The organism is Kineococcus indalonis (genome assembly GCF_009906395.1).
Classification (GTDB): Bacteria; Actinomycetota; Actinomycetes; order Actinomycetales; family Kineococcaceae; genus Kineococcus; species Kineococcus indalonis.
Map to the genome: position 1 here is coordinate 1 of NZ_JAAALM010000452.1, position 3373 is coordinate 3373.

A 3373-nucleotide genomic window follows, 5' to 3' on the forward strand; every position below is an offset into this window, starting at 1 on the left:
GCGCGGGGCCGCCGGTGGCCCCGCGCCACCGGTGACCCCGCGTCGCGGGCGCTCACCCACCGCTGCGGTGGCACCGGCCCCGGGCCCGGCTCTGGCAGGATCCTGACGGCCTCGACGTCGCGGCCGCCCCTCGCTCCGCAGACCCCCCGAGGTGCTCCATGGCCACCCGTACCAGTCCCCCGCGCCCGCGCTCGGCGCTGGACCGCTTCTTCCGCGTCTCCGAGCGCGGCTCCACCGTGGCCCGCGAGGTCCGCGGCGGGCTCGCGACGTTCTTCACGATGGCCTACATCGTGGTGCTCAACCCGCTGATCATCGGCACCCAGCCCGACAGCACGGGGGCCTTCCTCGGCGGCGGCGACGCCCCCGACCTGGCGGCCGTGGCGGCCGGCACGGCCCTGGTCGCCGGCGTCATGACGATCCTCATGGGCGTGGTCGGCAACTACCCGCTGGCGCTGGCCACGGGCCTGGGGCTCAACGCGTTCATCGCCTTCGGCGTCGCGGCGCTGCCGGGCATGACGTGGCCGGACGCGATGGGCCTGGTGGTCATCGAGGGCCTGATCATCCTCGTGCTGGTCCTCACCGGCTTCCGCGAGGCCGTCTTCCACGCGGTGCCCGCGCAGCTGAAGACGGCGATCAGCGTGGGCATCGGGCTGTTCATCACCATCGTCGGGCTGGTCGACGCCGGGTTCGTGCGCAGCGGCAGCGGCACACCGCTGGAGCTGGGCATCGGCGGGTTCCTCTCCGGCTGGCCGACCCTGGTGTTCGTCGCCGGGCTGCTGCTCACGGTCGTGCTCATGGCGCGCGGGGTGCGCGGGGCCATCCTCGTCGGCATCGTGGCGGCCACCGTGCTGGCCGTCGTCGTGGAGGCCGTCGCCGACCTGGGCGCGCGCACCGGCGCCGACGGGGAGGTGCGCGACCCGCGCGCGTGGGGCCTGAACGTGCCCGCGCTGCCGGGCTCGTGGGTGGACACCCCGGACTTCTCCCTGCTGGGCCGGTTCGACCTGCTGGGCTCCTTCGGGCGCATCGGCGTGGTCAGCGTGGCGCTGCTGGTCTTCACGCTGCTGCTGGCCGACTTCTTCGACACGATGGGCACGATGGTCGCCATCGGCAAGGAGGGGGACCTGCTCGACGCCGAGGGCAACCCGCCCAACATGCGCCGCATCCTCGTGGTGGACTCCCTGGCGGCCAGCGCGGGCGGCGCGGCCGGCGTCTCCAGCAACACCAGCTTCATCGAGTCCGCCACCGGCGTGGGCGAGGGGGCGCGCACCGGCCTGGCCAGCGTGGTCACCGGGGTGGCGTTCCTGCTGACGACGTTCCTGGCCCCGGCCGTCGCGATCGTGCCCTACGAGGCGGCCACGCCGGCGCTGGTCGTGGTCGGCTTCCTCATGATGACCCAGGTCAAGAGCATCGACTGGGACGACGTGGAGATCGCGCTGCCGGCGTTCCTGACGATCGTGCTCATGCCGTTCACGTACTCCATCAGCGCCGGCATCGGCGCCGGCTTCGTCGCGCTGGTGCTGCTGAAGGTCGTGCGCGGCAAGGCGCGGCAGGTGCACCCGCTGCTGTGGCTGGTGGCGGCGCTGTTCGTCCTCTACTTCGCCATCGACCCCGTCAAGGACGCCCTGGGCGCCGCCTGAGCGGGTGCGCTCCCGCCGGCCCCGTCGGCGGGGCCGGCGGGAGCGCGGGCCTCAGCCGCGCCGGTCGCGGTCGCGGTCGCGGTCGCGGTCGCGGACCCGGGCGTACTCCTCCAGTGCGACCCGCCGCTCGCGGGCGTGGTCCACGATGCGCTGCGGGTAGCCGTGGGCGTACCCGTCCGCCGCCTCCCACGGGGTGTGCGCCGCCTTCCCGGGCAGGTGGCGCAGCTCGGGCACGTACCGGCGCACGTACTCCCCCTCGGGGTCGAACTTCAGCCCCTGCGTGATCGGGTTGAACACGCGGAAGAACGGGCCGGCGTCGGGGCCGGAGCCGGCGACCCACTGCCAGTTGTGCGTGTTGCTGGACAGGTCCGCGTCGCGCAGGCGGCGCATGAACTCCCGGCCGCCGTGCGTCCACTCCACGTGCAGGTCCTTGACGAGGAAGCTGCCCACGATCAGCCGCACGCGGTTGTGCACCCAGCCGACGCTGCGCATCTGGCGCATGCCGGCGTCCACGACCGGGTAGCCGGTGCGCCCCTCGCACCAGGCCCGGAAGGCCTCGGAGTCCGGGCTCTCGTAGCGCAGCTGCGCCAGCTGGGGGGCGTAGTACCCGCGGGCGCTGTCGGGCCGGTGCCACAGGACGTCGGCGTAGAAGTCGCGCCAGGCCAGCTCGCTGCGGTAGCTGGCCGCCCCGGGGCCCTCGTGCCCGCGCAGGTCGTGCAGCAGGGTCCGCGGGTGCAGCTCGCCCCACTTCAGCGCGTGCGAGAGCTGGCTGGTGCCGTCCAGGTCGGGGCGGTCTCGGCCGTGCTCGTAGGCGCCCAGGGCGTGCTCGCGGAAGGAGGCCCAGCGCGCCAGGGCGGCGTCCTCCCCGGCCGGGGGCAGCTCGACCCCGCCGAGGTCCGGTTCGGCGGGCCGGCCGGGCGCGTCCAGGCCCGGCCCGCCGTCGCGGACCCAGCGCGCGCGGGCGGGCGGGGCCGGGGCGGGCACGCCGTGGGCGAGCCAGGCGCGCGAGTACGCGTTGAAGACCTGGAAGGGCGTGCCGGCGGCGGTGCGCAGGGTGCCCGGGCCGATGGCGTAGGGGGTGCCGGTGCGCACCAGCTCGCGCCCGGCGCCGGCCAGGGCGGCCGCGACGGCGTCGTCGCGCCGGCGCCCGTAGGGGCCCGCGTCGGCGCTGACGTGCACCCGCGCGGCGCCGGCGCGCCGCGCCACCCGGGGCACCACGTCGGCGGGGTCGCCGTGCTCGACGACGAGGTGCCCCCCCAGGGCGGCGTCCAGGGAGCGCAGGGAGCGCAGCAGGTGGGCGCGGCGCACGTCGCCGGAGGGGCCCCACAGGGCGTCGTCGAGGACGAACAGCGGCAGCACCTCGCCGTCGGCGGCCGCGGCCACCAGCGCCGGGTGGTCGCGCAGCCGCAGGTCGCGGCGGAACCACAGCACGGCGGTGCCGGTGCCGCCCGGCCGCGGGTCCCGCTGCGCGGAGGGGGCCGGGGGGCTGGACCGTCGCTGCGCCACGGCCGGCGACGCTAGTGCAGGCCCGCGGTGCCCGCGAGGCGCCGGGCCGGGCGGCGTCGAGCGGGCAGACCGGGCGGTGCCGAGCGGACCGGGCGGCGCGGCCGGTGGCGCGCGCGCTGCGACCTGGCAGGGTGGCGACGTGATCGGGAGCACCGCGGCGGGGCGCTGGGCGCCCTGCGCGGGGTGTGGCGTTCTCCAGCGTCTGGTCCACCAGGATCCGCGTCAGCGTC

Annotated in this window: 2 protein-coding genes; one reads left to right on the plus strand and one right to left on the minus strand. The window is 76.4% G+C overall.

Annotated elements, in window-relative coordinates:
* Positions 1-158 precede the first annotated feature (158 nt).
* A complete protein-coding gene (locus GTR00_RS17290; protein ID WP_166612824.1) occupies positions 159-1637 on the plus strand; it encodes an NCS2 family permease in 1479 nt (492 codons plus the stop codon).
* 51 nt (positions 1638-1688) lie between these two features.
* Here GTR00_RS17290 and GTR00_RS17295 read toward each other — a convergent pair whose 3' ends face one another.
* Positions 1689-3068 (minus strand): cryptochrome/photolyase family protein, encoded by a 1380-nt coding sequence (locus GTR00_RS17295; RefSeq protein WP_166612825.1) that lies wholly within the window; start codon positions 3066-3068, stop codon positions 1689-1691.
* Between the last annotated feature and the right edge of the window lie 305 nt (positions 3069-3373).